Origin of the sequence: Roseomonas sp. OT10 (genome assembly GCF_020991085.1) — a bacterium.
In the GTDB taxonomy this organism is placed as follows: Bacteria; Pseudomonadota; Alphaproteobacteria; order Acetobacterales; family Acetobacteraceae; genus Roseomonas; species Roseomonas cutis.
On sequence record NZ_CP087719.1, the window covers coordinates 198,795 to 218,692 of the forward strand.

At 71.9% G+C, this 19,898-nt stretch carries 19 protein-coding genes and 1 pseudogene; 5 read left to right on the forward strand and 15 right to left on the reverse strand.

All coding sequences use genetic code 11. The features are described 5' to 3' along the window. Nucleotides 1-8: 8 nt before the first annotated feature. A complete protein-coding gene (locus LPC08_RS01080; RefSeq protein WP_230450891.1) occupies nucleotides 9-968 on the forward strand; it encodes a LysR family transcriptional regulator in 960 nt (319 codons plus the stop codon). A 179-nt stretch (nucleotides 969-1,147) separates the two neighbouring features. Here LPC08_RS01080 and LPC08_RS01085 read toward each other — a convergent pair whose 3' ends face one another. After that, on the reverse strand, nucleotides 1,148-1,354 hold the full coding sequence (locus LPC08_RS01085) for a hypothetical protein (protein ID WP_370643278.1): 207 nt from the start codon (nucleotides 1,352-1,354) through the stop codon (nucleotides 1,148-1,150). A gap of 43 nt (nucleotides 1,355-1,397) precedes the next feature. Continuing rightward, nucleotides 1,398-1,766: pseudogene (locus LPC08_RS01090) on the reverse strand (transposase); the annotation flags it as partial. A gap of 421 nt (nucleotides 1,767-2,187) precedes the next feature. On the opposite strand from LPC08_RS01090, the gene LPC08_RS01095 reads away from it, so the two are divergent. Both LPC08_RS01095 and LPC08_RS01100 read left to right on the forward strand, forming a co-directional pair. Continuing rightward, nucleotides 2,188-2,574 (forward strand): histidine triad nucleotide-binding protein, encoded by a 387-nt coding sequence (locus LPC08_RS01095; protein ID WP_230450892.1) that lies wholly within the window; start codon nucleotides 2,188-2,190, stop codon nucleotides 2,572-2,574. Nucleotides 2,575-2,584: 10 nt separating this feature from the next. Continuing rightward, complete coding sequence (locus LPC08_RS01100; protein WP_230450893.1) at nucleotides 2,585-3,442, forward strand: SirB1 family protein; 858 nt, start codon at nucleotides 2,585-2,587, stop codon at nucleotides 3,440-3,442. 19 nt (nucleotides 3,443-3,461) lie between these two features. On the opposite strand, the gene LPC08_RS01105 is transcribed toward LPC08_RS01100, so the two are convergent. From LPC08_RS01105 to LPC08_RS01150, 10 genes are all read right to left on the reverse strand, one after another. After that, nucleotides 3,462-4,694, reverse strand: a complete 1,233-nt coding sequence (locus tag LPC08_RS01105) for a metal-dependent hydrolase family protein (protein ID WP_230450894.1) — start codon at nucleotides 4,692-4,694, stop codon at nucleotides 3,462-3,464. A gap of 26 nt (nucleotides 4,695-4,720) precedes the next feature. Continuing rightward, nucleotides 4,721-5,767, reverse strand: coding sequence for an ABC transporter ATP-binding protein (locus LPC08_RS01110; protein WP_230450895.1), 1,047 nt, complete (start codon nucleotides 5,765-5,767; stop codon nucleotides 4,721-4,723). Between the two features lie 4 nt (nucleotides 5,768-5,771). Next, nucleotides 5,772-6,599, reverse strand: coding sequence for a carbohydrate ABC transporter permease (locus LPC08_RS01115; protein WP_230450896.1), 828 nt, complete (start codon nucleotides 6,597-6,599; stop codon nucleotides 5,772-5,774). Continuing rightward, entirely contained in the window at nucleotides 6,596-7,480 is an 885-nt protein-coding gene (locus LPC08_RS01120) for a carbohydrate ABC transporter permease (RefSeq protein WP_230450897.1), read from the reverse strand. Before LPC08_RS01120 ends, LPC08_RS01115 begins: the two co-directional genes overlap by 4 nt. Nucleotides 7,481-7,486: 6 nt before the next feature. Next, nucleotides 7,487-8,794: an ABC transporter substrate-binding protein gene (locus tag LPC08_RS01125; RefSeq protein ID WP_230450898.1), complete on the reverse strand. Its 1,308-nt coding sequence runs from the start codon at nucleotides 8,792-8,794 to the stop codon at nucleotides 7,487-7,489. Nucleotides 8,795-8,937: 143 nt separating this feature from the next. Then, nucleotides 8,938-9,906 carry an ABC transporter ATP-binding protein gene (locus tag LPC08_RS01130; RefSeq protein WP_230450899.1) on the reverse strand — a complete coding sequence of 323 codons (969 nt, stop codon included), beginning with the start codon at nucleotides 9,904-9,906 and terminating at the stop codon, nucleotides 8,938-8,940. Next, nucleotides 9,903-10,919 (reverse strand): ABC transporter ATP-binding protein, encoded by a 1,017-nt coding sequence (locus LPC08_RS01135; RefSeq protein ID WP_230450900.1) that lies wholly within the window; start codon nucleotides 10,917-10,919, stop codon nucleotides 9,903-9,905. Before LPC08_RS01135 ends, LPC08_RS01130 begins: the two co-directional genes overlap by 4 nt. Then, nucleotides 10,912-11,844, reverse strand: a complete 933-nt coding sequence (locus LPC08_RS01140; protein WP_230450901.1) for an ABC transporter permease — start codon at nucleotides 11,842-11,844, stop codon at nucleotides 10,912-10,914. Before LPC08_RS01140 ends, LPC08_RS01135 begins: the two co-directional genes overlap by 8 nt. Before the next feature lie 24 nt (nucleotides 11,845-11,868). Next, nucleotides 11,869-12,810, reverse strand: a complete 942-nt coding sequence (locus LPC08_RS01145; RefSeq protein WP_230450902.1) for an ABC transporter permease — start codon at nucleotides 12,808-12,810, stop codon at nucleotides 11,869-11,871. 13 nt (nucleotides 12,811-12,823) lie between these two features. Further along, nucleotides 12,824-14,380, reverse strand: a complete 1,557-nt coding sequence (locus tag LPC08_RS01150; RefSeq protein ID WP_230450903.1) for an ABC transporter substrate-binding protein — start codon at nucleotides 14,378-14,380, stop codon at nucleotides 12,824-12,826. Nucleotides 14,381-14,544: 164 nt separating this feature from the next. On the opposite strand from LPC08_RS01150, the gene LPC08_RS01155 reads away from it, so the two are divergent. Further along, nucleotides 14,545-15,819: a M20 family metallopeptidase gene (locus LPC08_RS01155; protein ID WP_230450904.1), complete on the forward strand. Its 1,275-nt coding sequence runs from the start codon at nucleotides 14,545-14,547 to the stop codon at nucleotides 15,817-15,819. A gap of 480 nt (nucleotides 15,820-16,299) precedes the next feature. Here LPC08_RS01155 and LPC08_RS01160 read toward each other — a convergent pair whose 3' ends face one another. From LPC08_RS01160 to LPC08_RS01170, 3 genes are read right to left on the reverse strand one after another with little or no spacing between them, the layout of a single operon-like run. After that, on the reverse strand, nucleotides 16,300-17,115 hold the full coding sequence (locus tag LPC08_RS01160; protein WP_230450905.1) for an aspartate dehydrogenase domain-containing protein: 816 nt from the start codon (nucleotides 17,113-17,115) through the stop codon (nucleotides 16,300-16,302). 5 nt (nucleotides 17,116-17,120) lie between these two features. Further along, on the reverse strand, nucleotides 17,121-17,831 hold the full coding sequence (locus tag LPC08_RS01165; protein WP_230450906.1) for an amino acid ABC transporter permease: 711 nt from the start codon (nucleotides 17,829-17,831) through the stop codon (nucleotides 17,121-17,123). A gap of 28 nt (nucleotides 17,832-17,859) precedes the next feature. Further along, nucleotides 17,860-18,741 (reverse strand): ABC transporter substrate-binding protein, encoded by an 882-nt coding sequence (locus LPC08_RS01170; RefSeq protein ID WP_230450907.1) that lies wholly within the window; start codon nucleotides 18,739-18,741, stop codon nucleotides 17,860-17,862. A 117-nt stretch (nucleotides 18,742-18,858) separates the two neighbouring features. On the opposite strand from LPC08_RS01170, the gene LPC08_RS01175 reads away from it, so the two are divergent. Beyond that, entirely contained in the window at nucleotides 18,859-19,884 is a 1,026-nt protein-coding gene (locus LPC08_RS01175; protein WP_230450908.1) for a phosphotriesterase family protein, read from the forward strand. Nucleotides 19,885-19,898 lie beyond the last annotated feature (14 nt).

The following is a 19,898-nucleotide window of genomic DNA, read 5'->3' on the forward strand; positions in this document are numbered from 1 at the left end:
CTACCCCCATGGAATGGACCGACCGCATCGGGCGTCGGCTCAGCCCGCGCGACCTGCATGTCTTCCTCGCCGTCGCGGAGCAAGGCTCCATGGCGAAGGCAGCGGCGCGGCTGGCGGTCTCGCGCCCCGTGGTGTCGCGGGCCATCGCCGATCTCGAACGCGCGTTGGATGTAACGCTTTTCGATCGCGCACCGGATGGCGTGGTGCCGACCCAATATGGCGAGGCGCTGCTGCACCGTGCGCGGGCGGTGTTCGACGAGCTGCGCCAAGGCGTGGCGGATCTGGCGACGCTCGCCGATCCCAATGCGGCGACGCTGCGCATCGCGAGTTCGCCAGTCAACGAGGCGGGGTTGGTGCCGCGGGTGATCGAACGCCTGGTACAGCGTTATCCGCGCATGCGGGTCACCATGGCCTCGGGCACGGTGACGTCGCGCATGGACGCGCTGCGGGAAAGGCGGGTCGATATATGGGTCGCGCGGGCCCACACCTCGGATCCAGGGCCGGATTTCCAGTTCGAACCGCTGATGCACGAGCGGCTGCTGGTGGTCACCTGCAAAGGCAGCCCGTGGGCGCGGAAGGCGCGGCTGGCGGAACTTGTTGATGCGCCATGGATCATCGCGCAGCCGGAGATGGCCGAGGGCAGCCCAGTGCGGCACGCCTTCGCGGCGGCCGGCCTGGCGCCGCCGGAGCGCCCGATCGTCAGCGATTCCATGAACTTCCGGCTGAGCATGCTGCAATCGCGGCGCTACCTGACCTTCATGCCGGATTCGGCCGTGCTGCTGGCGCCGCCACTGCCCTGGCTGCGCGTGCTGCCGATCGCATTGCCGCGCTGGCACCTGCCGGTCGTCGCCGCGACGCTGCGCCACCGGCGGCCGACCGCAGCCGCGACGCTGTTCATCGCGGAGGCGCATGCAGTGATCCGCGAGATAGCGCAGCAGAATCCAACCATGCTGCCGGGTGTGGGGTGAGGCCGCTGGACGTCCTAAGCCCCAGAGAACTTCAGTTCCCGGTTCCCGCCGCCGCTCAAGTTTTATTAATAAAATCAAATAATTAGATCGGAGACTTTAGTTGCTGCCCTTGATGTTTTGGCCGAGATACCACGGCGAGATTAAATCCAGCGTCCGACCGAACTAGGACGGATCGACAATCAGTTCATCCAGAAGAGGCAGGCGGCGAGGGTTGCGAAGCCGGCGAAGTGGATGGTGCGCCGATCGTAGCGGGTAGCGAAGCGTCGGAAATGCTTTAGGCGGTTGAAGCATCGCTCGATGCGGTTGCGCTGCCTGTGGAGGACGGTGTCGTGCGGGATGGCGATCTTGCGGGACCGGTTGGATGGGATGACGGCCGTAGCATTCATGCCTGCGATGAGGCCGCGTAGCGCATTGCTGTCATAGGCCTTGCCCCATGGCCCGGACCAGGTCATCCACCGAGCGCGTCGAGATGTCCTGGACGTAAGCCTCTTGGATCACCGCCGTCAGCGCCTTCTCCGCCAGCCGCCGGGGCTCCAGAAACGCCGGGAAGTAAGAACCGCGCCGGAGGCAGGGGATCCGCAACTCGACCGTCCCCGCCCGGGTCTGCCAGTCCCGCTCGCGATACCCGTTCCGCTGCACCAGCCGGTCCGGGCTGCGCTCGCCGTGGGCGGCACCCGTCAGCTCGCCCACCTCCAGTTCCATCAGGCGCCCGGCGGCAAAGCCGACCATCTCCCGCAGGAAGGTCGCGTCGGCAGACTTCTCCAGCAGGCCCCGAAGGGCCATCGTCTCATCGGTCATCGTGGTCGGTCCAAAGCAAGGGGCTGAGGTCCAGCAACCCAACCCTGCCATGAACCACCGCGGTGACCGCCTCAGATCCGGCGATCAGCTCCTACACCAACGCCCGGGACACGGCCTCGATGAGGACCTTCGCCTCGCGGGACATCAGCGTCGGCAGGCGGGGCAGCCATCCCGGTAGGGACGAAGAATGGTCCAGGGGGCCGCACCCTCGGCCCCGGGCGCCGTCGGGGAGCCAGACGCATGCCCAATGCACCGTCCCTGGTGGCGCGGCTGTTGCGCCCGCCGGTGGCGGTTGCCTCGGTGGCATAAGGGGCGTGGACGGACAGGGGGGCCGGCTCCTTGCCGGGCGTCGCAGTCCCACCCCCTTGCGCCGGGCCTTGGCTCGCCGCACGAAGGGCGCTGATCCCGGAGGCGCAGCACCATGTCCATGACCGGCCTGCCGTCCTATGACGATGGCAACGTCTTCGCCCGTATCCTTCGCAACGAGATCCCGTCCAAGCGGGTCCATGAGGACGAATGGGCCATCGCCTTCCATGACATCTCGCCCCAGGCGCCGGTGCACATCCTCGTGATCCCGCGCGGTCCCTACATCTCCCTGGCCGACTTCTCGGCACGGGCGAGCGATGCGGAGATCGCCGGCTTCTGGCGCGCCGTCGGCGCGGTGGCCCGCGAGCATGGGCTGGAGGCGAAGGGATACCGGGCCCTCACCAATATCGGATCGGATGGCGGACAGGAGGTGCCGCACTTCCACGTCCACCTCTTCGGCGGCCGTCCGCTCGGCCGCATGGTGCCGCCGGCGGTGGGTTGACCGTCCGGCGATGACCGACCCCGCGCAGGAGCAGGCCGAGGCCCGGGCGGCGCTGGAGGCGGCGGGGGAGCTGCCGGACCCGGAGCTCGACCTGGTCGCGGTGGCGCTGCAGTTCGCGCGCATCGATGCGCCGGAAGCGGACTGGCGCGCCGCCCAGGCCCGCCTGTCCGAACTGGCGCGGGAGGCGGTCGCGGCCGCGCTGGAGGATACGGCGGCCGAAGCGGGCGACGCCCCGTCGCGGCGCGAGGTCCTCGCGCGCGTGATCCATGATTCGCATGGCTATGTCGGCGACAGCGAAAGCTATGACGACGCCGACAACGCCAACCTGATCCGGGTCACGGAGCGGCGGCGCGGCCTGCCCGTGGCGATCGGCATCCTGTGGCTGCATGCGGCGGAGGCGGCGGGCTGGGCCGCCCATGGCATCGACTTCCCCGGCCACTTCCTGGTGGCGCTGGAAGGCGCGCGGGGACAGTCGGTGCTCGATCCCTTCGAGGGTGGCGTCCCGCTCTCCGCGCCCGAGCTGCGAGCCCTGCTGAAGCGAGTGGAGGGGCCCAAGGCGGAGCTGCGCCCCGGCCTGCTGGCGCCGATGGGGAAGCGGGCGGTGCTGCTGCGGCTGCAGAACAACCTGAAGCTCCGGCGGCTGCGCGCCGGGCGGCTGGACTCCGCCCTGGCCTGCGCCGAGGACATGCTGCGCCTGGCGCCCGATGCCGCCGTGCTGTGGCGCGAGGCGGGGCTGATGAACCAGCGCCTGGACCGGATCGGCGCCGCCATCGCCTGCCTCGACCGCTTCCTGGAGCTGGTGCCCGAGGGCGAGGCCGCGGAGCGCATGCGCAGCCTGGCCGAGGAACTGCGGCAGCGGCTGAACTAAGGGCTTCGGGCTGCCGGATTCAGGCGGCGAGGGTGTTCTTGATGAACGCCCCGTCCTTCAGGATCACCGCCATGGCGGCGCCCTCCTGCTGCAGCACGCCGAGGTCCTCGAGCGGGTTGCCGTCCACCGCCAGCAGGTCGGCGAAGGCGCCGGGGGCGACGACGCCGAGCTTCCCGGCCATGTTCAGCACCTCCGCCCCCACCAGCGTGGCGCTCCGCAGGATATCCGCGGGCTTCTGCACCTCGGCGCGGACCAGGAACTCCTCCGGCTGGTGGACCTTGGAAGAATAGGCCAGATCCGTGCCGTAGGCGATCTTCACCCCGGCACGGGCTGCGATGGCCAGCGAGCGGGTGCCGGCCTCCAGCACCTCGTCGTTCTTGCGAATCACCTCCTCGGTGAAGCCGATCTTGGCGCCGTTCGCGCCGTCGACGCGGTAGGTCACCAGGGTCGGCACCAGGAAGGCGCCGCGCGCCGCCATGACGCCGGCCGTCTCGTCGTCGAGGAAGTTGCCGTGCTCGATGGTGCGGATGCCCAGCTCCACGGCGCGGCGGATGCCCGGGGCGGTGTAGACATGCGCCATGCAGTAGGTGTTCTGCCGCGCCGCCTCGTCCACGATGGCCAGCAGCTCCTCGTCGGAATACTGCAGGTGGGAGAGCGAGTCGGAGGGCGAGCTGACGCCGCCGCCGGCCATGACCTTGATGTGGTTCGCGCCCATCCGCAGCTCGTCGCGCACGGCCTTGCGGCATTCCGGCACGCCATCGGCGATTCGCGACATGGAGGCCATGGACTCGCCGCAGAAGCAGTTGCAGCCCGGCTCCGACGGCCAGCGCTTGTCGCCGTGGCCGCCCGTCTGGCTGATGGCGCGCCCAGCCACGAAGAGCCGCGGCCCGACGCTGATCCGCGCCTCCACCGCCTTGCGGTAGCCCACATCCGCGCCGCCGGCGTCGCGGGCGGTGGTGAAGCCGCGGCTCACCATCTCGCGCATCCACATCACGCCGCGCGCCGCGACGAAGGAGAGCGGCAGCTTCGGCTGGTTCAGCACCGCGCCCGGCGCCATGTGGACGTGGCAGTCGATCAGCCCGGGCATCAGGGTACGGCCGCCGAGGTCCAGCACCTGCGCCCCGGGGGCGTCGATGGCGCCGCGCTCCACGGCCGCGATCCGGTTGCCGCGCACCAGCACCTGGTGGCCGCTGCGCAGCTCGCCCGCCGCGACGTCAAGCAGGGCGAAGTTGGTGAGGAGGAGGTCGGGCATGGCGGCGTGATCCTGGCTGGCGGCGTTCAGAGGCGGAGGCCGGTGGTCCGGTCGAAGAGGTGCAGGCGTCCTGGCTGCACGGCGAAGGGGACGACCTCGCCGGGACGCAGCGGCAGGTCGGCGGGCGCGCGGACGGTCAGCTCCGTGCCGCCGGCGGAGAGGATCACCAGCGTCTCGTGCCCCAGCGCCTCGACCACCAGCACCTCGCCGCGGTCGGGGCCCTCGCCCAGGGCGATGTGCTCCGAGCGGATGCCGGCCAGCACGGGGCCGCCGCCGCGCGCCTCCGGCAGGGCGATGTCCGCGAGCGCCGGTCCGCGCAGCACGCCATCGGCCAGGGTCGCGTCCCAGAAGTTCATCGCGGGCGTACCGACGAAGCCCGCCACGAAGCGGTTGGCCGGCCGGCCGTAGATCTCGGCGGGCGTGCCCACCTGCTGCAGCTCGCCCTTGAACATCACGGCGATGCGGGTGGACATGGTCATCGCCTCCAGCTGGTCGTGGGTGACGTAGACCATGGTCCGTCTCAGCCGGGCGTGCAGGCGGATCAGCTCCGCCCGCATCACCGAGCGGAGCTGGGCGTCGAGGTTGGAGAGCGGCTCGTCGAACAGGAAGACCGCCGGATCGCGGATCATCGCCCGGCCCAGCGCCACGCGCTGCTGCTGCCCGCCCGAGAGCTGGCGCGGGCGGCGGTCCAGCAATTCGTCGATGTGCAGCAGGCGGGCGGTGCGGTCGATCATCGCCTGCCGCTCCGACGTGGGCACGCCGCGCTTGCGCAGCGGGTATTCCAGGTTTCCGCGCACCGTCAGGTGCGGGTAGAGGGCGTAGTTCTGGAAGACCATGGCGATGTTGCGCTTTGCCGGGGGCAGGGTGTCCACCCGCTGCGCGCCGAAGCGGATCTGCCCGGCCGAGAGCGTCTCCAGCCCCGCGATCATGCGCAGCGTGGTGGTCTTGCCGCAGCCGGACGGGCCCAGCAGCGTCAGGAACTCGCCCTCGGCGATGGTCAGGTCCAGGCCCTGCACGGCGACGGCGCCGCCGGCATAGCGCTTCTGCACGCCTTCGAGCCGAATCTCGCTCAAGTCATCACCCCTTGATCGCGCCGGCGCCGAAGCCCTGGACGACGTAGCGTTGCAGCAGCAGGAAGACGAGGAGGAGCGGCACGCTCATCATCGTCGCGGCCGCCATCACCATGCCCCATTCGATCGCGTAGCCCGTGACCAGCGTGCCCATGATGCCGGTGGGCAGGGTGCGGCGCGCGTCGTCGTTGATCATCACCAGCGCGTAGAGATACTCGTTCCAGCAGAGCAGGAAGGTGAAGACGCCGGTGGTGATGATGCCCGGCACCGCCTGGGGCAGCACCACGTCGAAGAAGGCGCCGAGGCGGGAAGCGCCGTCGATGGTGGCCGCCGCCTCCAGCTCCGGCGGGATGTTCGCGAAGAAGGCGCGCATCATCCACAGGCCGAAGGGCAGGGCCAGGCTGGTATAGGCGATGATCAGCCCGGGCAGGGTATTGGCCACGCCCAGCCCCGCGATCATCAGGTAGATCGGGATCAGCACCGCGGTCGTCGGCATCATGTAGGCGAGCAGCAGCGCGCGGGCGAAGGTCTTGCGGCCGCGCAGGCGGAAGGCCGTCATCGCATGCGCGCCGAGCGTCACGATGACCAGCACGATCGCCGTGGTGGCGGTGGCGACGATCAGGCTATTGCCGGCATAGGTGAGGAAGTTGGTGCCGCCCAGCACGTCGGCGAAGTTCTTCAGCGTCGGCGCGCGGGGCAGGAAGGTGGGCGGCTTGGCGAAGAGCTCCTCCGGCGTCTTGAAGGCGCTGCCGAGCATCCAGAACAGCGGGAAGGCGGTGGCGACCACCACCAGCCAGGTCAGCCCCGTCCAGAACGCCCGTTCGAGCCGGATCACGAATCCGCCTCCTCGGCAGAGGGCATGCGCCGCAGCGCGCGGAAGTAGAGGCCGATCAGCACCAGCATGCAGAGCAGCATCACCACGGCGATGGCGAGCGCCCGGCCCATGGCGAAGAGCTCGAAGCCCTCCTTGTAGACCAGCAGCGGCAGGGTGGTGGTGCCGATCACCGGCCCGCCGCCCGTCATCAGGAAGATCAGGTCGAACTCGCGGAAGTCCCAGACCGCGCGCAGCAGCGTCACCACGGACAGCACGCCGGCGAGCTGGGTCATGGTGATGTCCCAGAAGCGCGACCAGCGCGAGGCGCCGTCCAGCTCCGCCGCCTCGTAGAGCTGGGCGGGGATGGATTGCAGCCGCGCCAGCACGGCGATGACCACGAAGGGGAAGGCGCGCCAGCTTCCCACGACGATGACGGTGATCATGGCGTTGGGCATGGCGCCGAACCAGTCCACGCGCGGCAGGCCGATCCCCTGCCACAGGACGTTCACGATGCCGTTCGTGTCGTGCAGCATCCACTGCCAGACGAGGGCCGCGACCAGGACGGGCATGAGGTAGGGGAACAGGATCAGCGACCGCGCCAGGCCGCGGCCGAGGAAGCTGCGATGCAGCAGCAGCGCCACGGCGACGCCGCCGCCGATCTGCAGGATCAGCGACCCGGCCAGCCAGATGAAGTTGTTGGCCAGGGCCTGCCAGAACATCTCGTCGCCGAAGATGTCCTGGTAGTTCTCCAGCCCGACATAGACCAGCCGCCGCGTCAGCGGGTGCATCTCGTAGAAGCTGAGCATCACCGCCTGGACCAGCGGCCAGCCGAGCAGCAGCGCGAGCAGCAGGACGGTGGGCGTCAGCAGCAGGTAGCCGAGGCCCCGGTCGCGGTCGAGCATGGCGCGTCAGCGCAGCAGGCGGGCGAGCCGGTCCTGCCCCATCGCGGCGGCCCGCTTCGGCGGCATGCCCTCGATCACCACGCGCTGGATGGTCTCGGCGAAGATGCCGCTGTTCTGGATCTCGCCGGCCCGCGCGATCAGGGGGTAGTCGTCGGTCGGCTTGCAGGTCGCGTGCGCCCGGGCCAGCGTGTCGATGCTGGTGTCCAACTCCTTACGGTACTTCACCAGCAGCGGGTGGCCCAGATATTCCGGGCTGCTGCTGACGGAGCGCAGCATCGGGATCTGGTGGCCCGGCGTCGCGTTGATGAAGTCGATGTAGGTGTCCTTGCGGAAGTTCCAGGCGGCGAACTTCTTCGCGGCCTCGACGTTCTTCGCGGCCTTCGGGATGACGATGCATTCGAAGGCGCCGGACCACCAGGGACGGTCGGCGGATTGCAGCGGGAAGGGGACGACGGAGATGCTGTCCGCCAGCTTCGGGTTCTCGGCGTTCACGTTGCCGATCGCCCGGCCGGTGTACATGCAGCTCGCCGCCTGGCCGGTGACATAGGCGTTCAGCACATCGAAGAAGTCGTAGCGGTTCGCCCCCGGCGGGCAGAACGGGTGCATCTCCTTCAGGAACTCCAGCGCCGCCACCGTGGCGTCGGAGTTGAAGGTGACGGAGCCGTCCGGGGCGATCACCCGCCCACCCGCCTGGTAGATCAGCGTCCAGGTGATGCTGTTGGTCATGGCGGTCTTCCCGTAGGGGAGGGAGGCGCCATAGACCTCGCCCTTGGTCAGCTTGCGGGCGACGTTGACCAGCTCGGCCCAGGTGCGGGGCGGGGACAGGCCCGCCTCCTGCAGCAGGTCGGTGCGGTACCAGAGCAGCGAGACGCAGTTGTTCGAGGCGGGGACGGCGAAGTAGCTGCCCTTGTCCTTGAACAGGTTGCGCGCGGCCGGCTCGAAATCCTCCTCGCCCACCGCCTTGACCACGTCGTCCACCGGCAGGATCAGCCCCTGGCCGTAGAGGGAGACGGCGTTCTCCGAGGTGAGCTGCAGCACCAGGTCGGGCACGTCGCCCCCGGCATAGGCGGCGGCGAGCTTGGGCCAGAGGTCGGTCTGCGACACCGGCAGGATGGAGACCTTAATGCCGGGATTGGCGGCCTCGAAGCCCTGCACCATGGCCTCGTAGGCCTTGAGCTGCCCGGGCGCGCGCTGGAGGGTCATCACCCGCAGCGTGATCGGGGCCTGCGCCGCGGCCTGGCCCGCCAGGGCCGCGGCGCCCGCCGCCTGGAGCAGGGTCCGGCGGGTCAGGGAGGAGGCTGGGCCAGAGGGCATGCGGCAAGACTCCCGAACACGATTTGAATTCAATTTGCATACAATGCAGGCGGTGCCCGTGTCTGGCAACCGGCTTTGCCGCCTTTCCGGCCGGAAGGGCACGGGCTGCCTGGAAACCGGTCAGGCGGCGCGGCAGCGTGCGGTCACTCCTCCCTCCCGCCGTCCCCGGTCCCGCCATGGTGCAGGTGGCAGGCCACGGCGACGCCGCCCGCCTCGCGCAGCCGCGGCATCTCCGTGGCGCAACGCGGCCCGGCGGCGGGGCAGCGCGGGTGGAAGGCGCAGCCGGAGGGGGGGTGGACCGGGCTCGGCATCTCGCCCCCCAGCGGCGGCGCCTCTCCCTCGGCGGCGCTGGCCAGCAGGATGCGCGTGTAGGGATGCCGCGGCGCCGCCCACAGCGCCTCGGCCGGCCCCAGTTCCACGATGCGGCCCAGGTACATCACGGCGATTCGGTCGCAGAGCCAGCGGACGAGCTTGAGGTCGTGCGAGATGAACAGGTAGGTGAGGCCCAGCCGTTCGCGCAGGTCCAGCAGCAGGTTCACCACCTGCGCCTGGATGGAGACGTCGAGCGCGCTGGTCGGCTCGTCCAGCACCACGAAGCGCGGGTCCACCGCCAGCGCGCGGGCGATGCCCACGCGCTGGCGCTGCCCGCCCGAGAGCTCGTGCGGATAGCGCTCCGCATGCTCGGGGCGCAGGCCGACGAGACGCAGCAGCTCCGCGACACGCTGCCGCCGCGCGGCACGGCCGAGGCCGGCATGCAGCGCGAGCGGCGAGTCGAGGATGCGCCCGATGCGCATCCCCCGGTTCAGCGAGGATTGCGGGTCCTGGAACACCATCTGCGCCTGGCGCCGGAAGCCCTTCGGGTCGGCGGCGGGATCGGCGCCGGCGAAGCGCACCGTGCCCGCCGTCAGCGGCTCCAGCAGCAGTGCCAGACGGCCCAGGGTGGACTTGCCCGAGCCGCTCTCCCCCACCAGCCCGAGGATCTCGCCCGCGGCGATGTCGAGCGAGACCTCCGTCACGGCGCGCACCGCGGGCGCGTCCGGCCGGGCGCGGCCGAACAGCGGCGGGCGCAGCGGATAGTGGCGCGAGACGCCCTGGAGCGAGAGCAGGCTCATGCGGCGGCGCGCCAGCAGGCGGCGGAGCGGTCCGGCCCCGCGGGGCGCGGCGGCTGCGGCACCCGGCAGGGCTCGGCGGCCAGGGGGCAGCGCGGCTGGAAGGGGCAGCCGGGGGGCAGGGCGGCGAGGTCGGGTGGCTCTCCCGGGATCGCCGGCAGCCGGCCTTCTCTGCGCGCGCCATCCGGCACGGGTATCCGTGCGCCATCCGGCGCGGCCGCCCGCGTGCCGCGCGGCACCGCCGCCAGTAGCGCGCGGGTGTAGGGGTGGCGCGGATCGGCGAGCAGCGCCGCGGTCGGTCCCTCCTCGACGATGCGGCCGGCATACATCACGGCGACGCGGTCGGTCAGGCGCCCGACCACGGCGAGGTCGTGCGAGATCAGCAGCAGCGCCAGCCCCATCTCCCGCCGCAGCTCGCGCAGCAGGGCGAGGATCTCCGCCTCCACCGTCACGTCCAGGGCCGTGGTCGGCTCGTCGGCGATCAGCAGCGCGGGGCGGCAGATCAGCGCCATGGCGATCAGCACGCGCTGCCGCATCCCCCCCGACAGCTGGTGCGGATAGGCGGCGAGACGCGCCTCGGGATCGGCGATGCGCAGCCGGTGCAGCAGGGCGACGGCGGCGGCGCGGGCGGTGGCGGCGTCGCTGCCCAGGTGCAGGCGGTGGATGCGGGTGACCTGGGCGCCCACCGTCATCACCGGGTTCAGCGCGGCCGCCGGGTCCTGCACGACGATGGCGATCTGCTTCGCCCGCAACGCGCGCAGCTCGGCCGGCGGCATGGCGCGCAGGTCGCGGCCGCGCCAGGCGATGGACCCCTCCGCCGGCTCGACCAGCCGCACGGCGGCGCGGGCGGTGACGGACTTGCCGGAGCCGGATTCCCCCACCAGCCCCACCGCCTCCCCCGCGCGCAGCGTCAGGTCCACCCCGTCCGAGGGGCGGATGGTGCCCGAGGGGGTGCGGAAGCGGGTGACGAGGCCGCGCACCGCCAGCAGGGGCGGCTCCGCCGGGGGCTCAGCCATCGGCCCCCCGCGTGAGCTGGGCGGGGTCGAGCAGGTCGCGCAGCAGGTCGCCCGCCAGGTTCAGCGCGCAGACGGTGAGGAAGATCATCAGCCCCGGCAGCACGGTCAGCCACCACTGCCCGGACATGACGTAGGTGCGGCTGTCCGCCAGCATCCCGCCCCAGGAGGGGTCCGGCGGCTGCACCCCGAGCCCGAGGAAGGAGAGCGACGCCTCCGTCAGGATCGTCGTCGCCACCAGCAGCGTGGCGTAGACCGCGACGGGCGAGACGCAGTTGCGCAGCACGTCGCGGAAGACGATGCGCCATTCCGGGCTGCCCAGGGCGCGTTCGGCCAGCACGTACTGCTCGTGCCGCTCCACCATCACCGCGGCGCGGACGATGCGGGCGACCTTGGGGGCGTTCAGCACGCCGATCACCGCCATCACCTTGGCGATGTGCGGCACGGCCAGCGGCCCCCACGCCATGTCGGCGGTGCCCAGGGCCGAGACGACGGCGATGGCCAGGATGATCGGCGGGAAGGCCATCAGCACGTCCATCAGCCGCATCAGCGCGGCATCCAGCCGAGAGCCGGCGCGGAAGCCCGCCACCGCCCCCGTGGGCACGCCCAGCGCCAGGGCGATGCCCACCGTCACCACCCCGACCAGGAGGGAGATGCGCGCCGCGTGCACGCAGCGGGCCCAGATGTCGCGGCCGAACTGGTCCGTGCCCATCCAGTACTCCCAGGAGGGCGGCAGTAACCGCAGGCGGGAGGTGCGGACGGGGGAGCGGCCGGCGAACCATTCGGGGAAGAGCGCCATCAGCAGCAGCGCCAGCAGGAAGGCGAAGGCCAGCACCGCCAGAGGGTCGCGCCGCAGCACGGCGAGCATCCGCGCCAGGCCGCGCCCGGCCGGCGAGGCGGACAGGGCGGGGAAGGGGACCGCGCTCATCCCTGCGCCCTCATCCCCGCACCCTCATCCCCGCACCCGGGGGTCGAGCACGGCGTAGAGCAGGTCCAGGGACAGGTTGATGGCCACGAAGACGGCGACGTTGGTCAGCACCAGCCCCTGCACCAGCGGGTAGTCGCGGGCCAGGATGCTTTCGTAGAGCAGGCGGCCCATGCCGGGGATGTTGAAGATCACCTCCGTCAGCACCGCCCCCGCCAGCAGCGTGCCGAAGGAGAAGCCGGCCGCCGTCAGGGTCGGGATCAGCGCGTTGCGCAGCGCGTCGTTCCAGACCACCACCCGCTCCGGCACGCCCAGCGCCCGCGCCACCGTGACGTAGTCCCGCCCCAGCGCGTCGAGCATGGAGGCGCGCAGCATGCGGGTGATGGTGGCGGCATAGGCGGTGCCCAGCGCCACCGCCGGCAGCAGGACATGCGCGGCCGAGGCGCCGAGCCCCTCGGAGGGCGCGACGTAGCCGCCGGGCGGCAGCCAGCCCAGCACCACGGAGAACAGCAGGATCATCAGCAGCCCCTGCCAGAAGACGGGCATGGAGACCCCGGCGAGCGCCAGCAGGCGGGAGAGGTGGTCGCCCCAGCGGCCCTTGCGCGTGGCGGCGAAGACCCCCGCCGGCACCGCCACCAGCAGCGCCACCGCGAGGGCCGCGAGGGCGAGGTGCAGGGTGACGGGGAAGCGCTGGCGGATCAGCGTGGCCACGCTGTCGGCGTAGAAGAAGGAACGGCCGAGGTCGCCGCGCAGCGCCGCCCCGAGCCAGGCGAGGTACTGCACGTGCAGCGGCCGGTGCAGGCCAAGCTGCTCGCGCATCGCCTGGATCGCCTCCGGCGTGGCGTTGGCGGTGACCATGCCGATCGCGGGGTCCCCGGGCAGGGCGCGCAGCACGCCGAAGATCACCAGGCTGGCGCCGAACAGCACGAAGGCCAGCGTGGCGGCGCGGAGGACGGCGAAGCGGAGCATGCGGGCCGGTCGGTCAGGCCCGCTTGCCCGCCCTGGTCAGGTCCATGAAGAAGGAGTAGCGCGGCTCCATCCCCGTCACGTCGCCGCGCCAGAGGTGATAGGCGTTCAGCCGGCCGATCCACAGCGCCGGCGCCTGGTCCACCAGCACCTCCGTCACCTTGCGCAGCGCGGGCTTCTTGCGGGCGGGGTCGACGCTGCGGAAGGCCTCCTCCACCAGCGCGTCGTAGCCGGGGCCGAGCCCGCCCATCCAGCGCGCCTGCACGCCGTAGGAGTGGTAGTTGTTGAAGATCAGGTAGTCCTCGACGCTCGACTGCATCGACGGATGCGGGAAGGCGGACCAGTCGCCGTTCTGCGCGCTGCGGTACATGGAGACGAAGTCCGTCTGGCGGATGTTCATCCGGATGCCGACCTCGGCGAGGTTGGCCTGCATCACCACCGCGGCGTCGCGCGCCTCGACATAGGCGCTGGGGACGGGGATGATCGCCTCGAAGGCGAAGCCGCGCGGCAGGCCCGCCTGCTTCAGGTGGTACTGCGCCTTGTCCGGGTCGTAGGCGTGGACCTTCGCCAGATCCTCCTCGTACCAGTATTCCGCCGGCGCCGCCGGCAGGGAGGAGGGGGTGACAAGGCCCGAATAGATCTCCTCGCAGATATAGTCGCGGTCGATCGCGCAGGAGACGGCGCGGCGCAGGTGGATGTTGTCGAAGGGCGGCTTGGCGCGGTTCATCGGCATGTAGAAGATGCCGGCCGAGGGCCGCTTGCCGCCGCCGTAGCCCGGTGTCGCCGCCATCGGCGCGAAGTCCTTGGCGGGGCAGTTGGAGATGATGTCAACCGTCCCGGCCCGCAGGTTGGCGAGCTGCGTCGCCGCGTCCGGCACGCGCACCAGCCGCACCGTTTGCGCCGGGGGCGGGCCGCCGAAGTAGTCGGGATTGGCCTCGAACTCCGCCGCCACGTCCGCCTGGAAGGATTTCGGGATGTAGGGCCCGCTGCCGGCCAGGCGGGAGCCGCGGTAGAGGCTCTCGCCTGTCGCCTCCTGGTTCTCCACGTCCGTGCCGCGGCGGACGATCGCCAGCTCGTAGCCCAGCAGGCGCAGCCAGCCGGCGAAGGGGCGGGACAGCTCCACCGTCACCACGTGGTCGCCGTCCTGGCGGACCGACTTGATGAAGCGCTCCAGGTTCTGCCGCCGCCGCGCGGTCGCGAGGTAGCGCTCGTAGGTGTAGAGCACGTCCCCGGCGGTCAGCCGGTCGCCGTTGTGGAAGCGCACGTCGCGCCGCAGCTCGAAGGTGTAGGTCAGCCCGTCCGCGCTGACCTGCGGCAGGGCGGTAGCGACGTCCGGTTCCAGGGACCCGTCGGGGGCGATGCGCAGCAGGTTCGAGAAGGCCAGCAGGTTCGCCGCCCCCGTCTCGATGTTGCCGACGTGCCAGGGGTGGATGTTCTGGAGGTTGCCGAGCAGCGAGGCGGTGACGGTGCCGCGCGGGCCGGCGGGCGCCTGCGCCACGGCGGGGAGGGCGGGGAGCATGGCCGTCCCCGCCAGCCCCGCGAGCACGCCGCGCCGCCCGATCACGCTGTCCATGGCTCGACCCTTCGCATGATGCGGCGCGATAGTGGCGGGAAGACTCCGGCGCGTGCAATCCCTTGCGTGCGAACTGCGTTCTCTTTGTATGCAATTTGCATCCAGAAGATTGACAGCAGCGGGACAGGTGCCGATCCTCCCGGCCGGATCCGAGGAGAGGGCCTATGGCGGACGGGCAGGCTGGGACGAAGGAGGCCGGGCAGGCCGTCGTCTTCCTCCGGGCGCTGATCGCAGCGCAGCGGGATGGCGAGGCCGCGGTGCAGGCGCTTGTCGCCGGGGGCTTCGCCGCCGCCGGCTGCACGGTGGACCGCCTGCGCTACCGCCCCGCCGAAGTGCCGCTGCGCGAGGAGTTCGCCGGCGAGGGCGCCATCGCGACGGAGGAACGGGAGGCGGTCATCGCCCGCCTGGCCGGTACCGGTGGCGGCCGCAGCCTGATCCTCTTCGCCCACCCCGACGGCGAGGCCTTCCAGCCGCAGCATGGCTGGCGCCACGACCCCTTCGCCGGCACGGTCGCGGATGGCCGGCTGCACGGCTGGGGCGTCGCCGATGACCTGGCGGGGGTCGCGATGATGGTGGAGGGCGTGCGCCGCGCCGCCGCCGGCGGCCCCCTGCGCGGCGACGTCATCCTGGCCAGCACGCCCAGCAAGCGGCACGCGCGTGGCGTGCACGCGGCGATGCACCACGGCCACCGGGCCGATGCCGCCGTCTACCTGCACCCGGCGGAATCGGGTGTCGGCATGCGCGAGGTGAAGGCCCTCGCCTCCGGCCAGCTGATCTTCCGCATCCGCGTCGAGGGCCGCCAGCCCGAGGCCAGCGAGCCGGGCCACGGCGCCTTCGCCCACACCGCCGTCAATCCGATCGAGCGGATGCTGCCGCTGGCCGCGGCCCTGCGCGCGCTGGATGCGCGCCGCGGCGAGCGGGTGCGGCACCCGGCGCTGCAGGCGGCCATCGGGCGCTCCACCAACCTGCTGCTCTCGCGCATCGAGGGGGGCGGCAAGCCGGGCCGCGTGCCGCTGGACTGCACCCTCACCGCCGCGCTGTCCTTCCCGCCGGGCGAGCGCCTGACCGCCGTGCAGGCGGAGGTCGAGGCCGCCGTGGCGGAAGCCGTGGCGGCGGATCCTTGGCTGCGCCAGCATCCGCCGCGGATCGAATGGCTCTCCGGCGTCACCGGCGCCGAGGTGCCGCAGGGCCATCCCCTCTGGATCGAGACGGCCCGCGCCGTCGAGGCCGCCACCGGCGCCCCGCCGCAGGTAAACCCGCTGCACACCGCCTCCGATATCCGCAACCCGATGGTGCAGCACGGCATTCCCTGCGTCGGCCTGGGTCCGCTCTGCGGTGACCTGACGCAGAACGGCAGCCGTGACGAATGGGTGGACGTGGCGGACTATGCCCGCGCCGTCGATGTCGTCGCCCAGCTGATCCGTGGCTGGTGCGCCTGACACCGACGACAGGATGACCCGGCGTACTGCCGTGTTCCAGCGTGGGACCGGGAGGGGACGCCGTCCCCTCCCAGACCCTCCCCTGCCGGGGCCACAAGCGGGCCCCGGACCCCGCTGGGAGTTTGGTGCTTCCGGTGGGTGTCAGCCTGCGGGCTGAACCCTGACGGAGCGCGGACAGGCGGGACTCTGAGAAAGTGTCATAGGCGTCAGCGAGTGCTGCGGCCGTACCCGCCGAGGAGCATGGCTCCTCGGCGCTGTGACCCCGTCACAGACAGCCGCGCGGCAGCGCTGATCGGGTCCAGGGCCCGCAGGGTCCTGGCGGAGTGGGGGTACGGGGGCGAGGCAGCGCCTTGCCCCCGGGGAACGAGCGCCTCCCCGCGCCGGCACGGATCGAGGCATCGCACCGTCCGTGTGAGGCGGGCGGGGCTGCCGTGACCGACGGCCGGGCCACGGGCGGCGGCGGCGGTGAGACTCGGGCGTTCAGACCGCCAGCCGGGCCATCCGGCGCCGCAGCAGGTGGATGACGGAGAAGGTGGTGTGGTCCACCGGATCCTCCTCCACGGGCCGGTCGCGGCCCTCGACGGCCAGGTGGATGTCGCCCGGCGCGGCGCGCGCCGACAGGACGAATCGGCACTGGCCGATCCCCGGATCCGCGACCAGGGCCAGTTCCGTGCGGTCGAGGCCGAGCCCGGCCAGGGCCACGCCCACGGAGACGTTGAGATGGCGGGGGAAGAGCGCGGCCGCTTCCCGCACCGTGCCGGCGAAGACCGTGCGCGGCGCCGCCAGCCCCGCCAGGGCGGGTTCGGCCGGGGTGCCGGCCAGGCGCGTCGGGGGGTAGGACACGCACAGCCGCACGGCGTGCAGCCCCTCCTCGCGCGCCGCGGCGAGGAAGCCGATCGCGGCCATGGCGCCGGCGGGGATCTCCAGCCGCCCCGGGCCGGCCCCGGCCGCCGCCAGCAGGGCGCGCTCCGTCGCCGGATTGGCGAAGGCGGCGAGGGAGAGGGGGATCACGTCGGTGCCTGCGCGCAGCAGGGCCGGGCCGGCCTCGGCCAGCAGCCGGGCGGAGGCGCATTCGGCGGCCACGTCCGGGGCGCGCGCCAGCACCTCCTCCAGCCGGGTGCAGATGCGGGCCGCGCCGAAGCGGGCGGCGAGGGCGGCGCGCTGCTCCGGCCGGGCGAGCAGGGCGACCAGCTCCGGCCCCTCCGGGCCGCCGTCCAGCCGCCCGGCGATGCGCAGGCCGATGCGGCCGGCGCCCAGGACGGCGACGCGCAGGTGCCCCGGGGCATGGCGGGCCACGGGCCTCAGCGCTCCGTCGCCGCCAGGTCCTGGGCCGCGCCGGCGACCTGCCGGTCCGACTTGCTGTAGTGGGCCTCGATCCGCCGCTGCACGAGGTCCCACAGCGTCGTCATCGCCAGGTAGATGATGGCGATGCAGGTGAAGACCTCCAGCACCTCGAAGCGCTGCTGCATCAGGATCTGGCCGCGGCGCAGCAGCTCCTCCATGGAGATGACGGAGGCGATGGAGGTGGTCTTGAGCAGGCCGTTCACCGAATTTCCCAGCGCCGGCACGATGACGCGCAGCGCCTGCGGCGCGACGACCAGCAGGAAGGTTCTGGCCCGGCTGAGCCCCAGCGCGTTCGCCGCGTCGCGCTGCGCGCGCGGCACGGACTGGATGCCGGCGCGCAGGATTTCCGCCAGGTAGGCGGCCTCGTTCAGCACGAGGCCCAGCAGCGCCGATTCCAGCACGCTGAGCCGCGCGATGCCGAGCTGCGGCAGGCCGGTGTAGATGATGATGAGCTGCACCAGCAGCGGCGTGCCGCGGAACAGCCAGACATGCGCCCGCGCCAGCCAGGCGAGCACGGTCCAGCCCGAGAGCCGCATCCAGACCAGCACCAGCCCGAGCAGGAAGCCCAGCACCAGCGTGGCCGCGGTCAGCCCCAGCGTGACGAGCGCGCCGCCCAGCAGGTAGGTGTTGGTGAAGTAGCCCCAGAAGCCGGACCAGTTCCATGCCATCGGACGCGCCCTGACCTCGGCCCGGGCCTCAGCCCGGGCCGGGGCCGCGGATGGCGAACTGATCTTCCTCGATCTTCAGCACGCCGTAGCGGTCGAGCAGCGCGCCGTAGCGGCCATCGGCCTTCAGCGCGTTGAGCACGGCCACCACCTCGTTCGCCAGCGTGCGGTTGGCGAAGGCGAAGGTCGCCGTCTGCGGGAACAGGCCGGCGATGGCGCGGGTGAAGTCGCCCCGCTCCTGCCAGTACATCGCCGTCGCGTCGATGCTGGTGGCGGCGTCCACCTGGCGGGCGCGCAGCGCCTGGAAGGCTTCCGCGAAGTTGTTGAAGGTGCGGATGTCCAGGCCCTTCAGCCCCTCCGCCTTCAGCATGCGGTCGACCTCGCGGGTGCGGGACTCCTCGATGCCGCCCAGCTCCACGCCCACGGCGCGGCCGGCGAGGTCCTGCCACTTCTGGATGCCCAGCGGGTTGCCCTTGGCCGCGAGGAAGCTGACCGCCGCGCGCTCATAGGGCACCATGTACATGATCTTCGACCGTTCCTCGGTCCAGAAGATGCCCGTGTTGATCATGTCCCAGCGCTTCGCGGCGAGGCCGGGGACCATCGCGGCGAACTCGATGCGGACGTATTCCGGCGTCAGGCCCAGCTCCTTGGCGACCATGTTGCCGAGCTCGACGCGCATGCCCTGCAGCTCGCCGCGGTCGTTGACGAACTGAAGCGGCGGCAGGGTCGGGTTGATCGACATCACCAGCGTGTTGGCGCGTATGATGTTCGGCGGCGCGATTCTTGCTGTGCCCTGCGCACGCCCCGCGGCGGGAAGTCCCGTGGCGAGAGCCAGTCCGGCGGCCCCCTGGAGCAGGCGCCGGCGTCCCGCCGTGGCGGGCAGATCGGTCAGGCCGGTTCGGAACTCGGTCATCGCAGCACCCCCTTGCCGGCCGGGACGAACCGGACCGCCCTTTCGTGTATACATTTTGTATGCCATTCTCCGACCACGACGGCAAGGCCCATCCGTGCCGGCCGCGGTGGAGGGATCATGCCAGGCGGACAGGTGATGACGGTTCTCGGCCCCCTTGCCCCGGACCGGCTGGGGCAGGTGCTGATGCACGAGCACCTGCTCTGCGACCTGACGCCCCCGGGGCAGCGCGGCGGCGCGGCGGCGGAGATCACCCTGGGCAACGCCTTCGACGTGAACTACCGCCCGGGCGCCTATCCCGGGAATCATCGCCTGCAGGACGTCGCGCTGGCGGCCGAGGAGGCAGCGCTCTTCGCCGCGGCGGGGGGCGGCGCCATCGTCGAGGTGACGACGGGCGGGATCTGCCCGGACCCGGAGGGGCTGGCGGAGGTCTCGCGCCGCAGCGGGGTGGCGGTGGTGATGGGCGCGGGCTTCTACACCGCGCCCTATCTGGACGCGGCGACGCTGGCCTTGCCGCGCGAGGCGATGGCCGAGCGCATCCTGGGCCAGCTCCGCGACGGCGCCTGGGGCACGGCGATCCGCTGCGGCCTGATCGGCGAGATCGGCTGCTCCTGGCCGCTGCACCCCGCCGAGCGGCGGGCGTTGCAGGCGGCCGCCGACGCCCAGCGCGCGACCGGCGCCGCCATCACCGTGCATCCAGGCCGCCACCCCGACGCGCCGGGCGAAATCCTGGACGTGCTGGAGACGGCCGGCGCCGACCCGTCGCGGGTGGTGATCGACCACATGGACCGCACCTACGAGGATTCGGTGGAGCCGGCGCTAGCCCTCGCCCGGCGCGGCTGCGTGGTGGAGTACGACTTCTTCGGCATCGAGATGTCGAACTACTGGATGGGCGTGGCCGACCTGCCCAACGACTGGATGCGCCTGCGCTTCCTGCGCCGCTTCTTCGAGGTGGGGCTGGGCGGCCGGGTCGCCCTGTCGCATGACATCTGCACCCGCTCCCGCCTGTGCCGCCACGGCGGCCACGGCTATGGCCACATCCCGCGCAACGTGGTGCCGCTGATGCGCGACCGCGGCTTCTCGCCCGCGGAGATCGGGACCCTGCTGGTGGAGACGCCGCGCCGCCTGCTCACCCTGCCGGCCTGACGCGGCCGGCCGCG

Excerpts from the sequence above, each read along its gene's own strand:
- LPC08_RS01080 (WP_230450891.1), top strand. The coding sequence starts at position 9 with ATGGAATGGACCGACCGCATCGGGCGTCGGCTCAGCCCGCGCGACCTG.
- LPC08_RS01085 (WP_370643278.1), bottom strand. The coding sequence starts at position 1,354 with ATGAATGCTACGGCCGTCATCCCATCCAACCGGTCCCGCAAGATCGCC.
- LPC08_RS01095 (WP_230450892.1), top strand. The coding sequence starts at position 2,188 with ATGTCCATGACCGGCCTGCCGTCCTATGACGATGGCAACGTCTTCGCC.
- LPC08_RS01100 (WP_230450893.1), top strand. The coding sequence starts at position 2,585 with ATGACCGACCCCGCGCAGGAGCAGGCCGAGGCCCGGGCGGCGCTGGAG.
- LPC08_RS01105 (WP_230450894.1), bottom strand. The coding sequence starts at position 4,694 with ATGCCCGACCTCCTCCTCACCAACTTCGCCCTGCTTGACGTCGCGGCG.
- LPC08_RS01120 (WP_230450897.1), bottom strand. The coding sequence starts at position 7,480 with ATGCTCGACCGCGACCGGGGCCTCGGCTACCTGCTGCTGACGCCCACC.
- LPC08_RS01125 (WP_230450898.1), bottom strand. The coding sequence starts at position 8,794 with ATGCCCTCTGGCCCAGCCTCCTCCCTGACCCGCCGGACCCTGCTCCAG.
- LPC08_RS01130 (WP_230450899.1), bottom strand. The coding sequence starts at position 9,906 with ATGAGCCTGCTCTCGCTCCAGGGCGTCTCGCGCCACTATCCGCTGCGC.
- LPC08_RS01135 (WP_230450900.1), bottom strand. The coding sequence starts at position 10,919 with ATGGCTGAGCCCCCGGCGGAGCCGCCCCTGCTGGCGGTGCGCGGCCTC.
- LPC08_RS01140 (WP_230450901.1), bottom strand. The coding sequence starts at position 11,844 with ATGAGCGCGGTCCCCTTCCCCGCCCTGTCCGCCTCGCCGGCCGGGCGC.
- LPC08_RS01145 (WP_230450902.1), bottom strand. The coding sequence starts at position 12,810 with ATGCTCCGCTTCGCCGTCCTCCGCGCCGCCACGCTGGCCTTCGTGCTG.
- LPC08_RS01150 (WP_230450903.1), bottom strand. The coding sequence starts at position 14,380 with ATGGACAGCGTGATCGGGCGGCGCGGCGTGCTCGCGGGGCTGGCGGGG.
- LPC08_RS01155 (WP_230450904.1), top strand. The coding sequence starts at position 14,545 with ATGGCGGACGGGCAGGCTGGGACGAAGGAGGCCGGGCAGGCCGTCGTC.
- LPC08_RS01165 (WP_230450906.1), bottom strand. The coding sequence starts at position 17,831 with ATGGCATGGAACTGGTCCGGCTTCTGGGGCTACTTCACCAACACCTAC.
- LPC08_RS01170 (WP_230450907.1), bottom strand. The coding sequence starts at position 18,741 with ATGACCGAGTTCCGAACCGGCCTGACCGATCTGCCCGCCACGGCGGGA.
- LPC08_RS01175 (WP_230450908.1), top strand. The coding sequence starts at position 18,859 with ATGCCAGGCGGACAGGTGATGACGGTTCTCGGCCCCCTTGCCCCGGAC.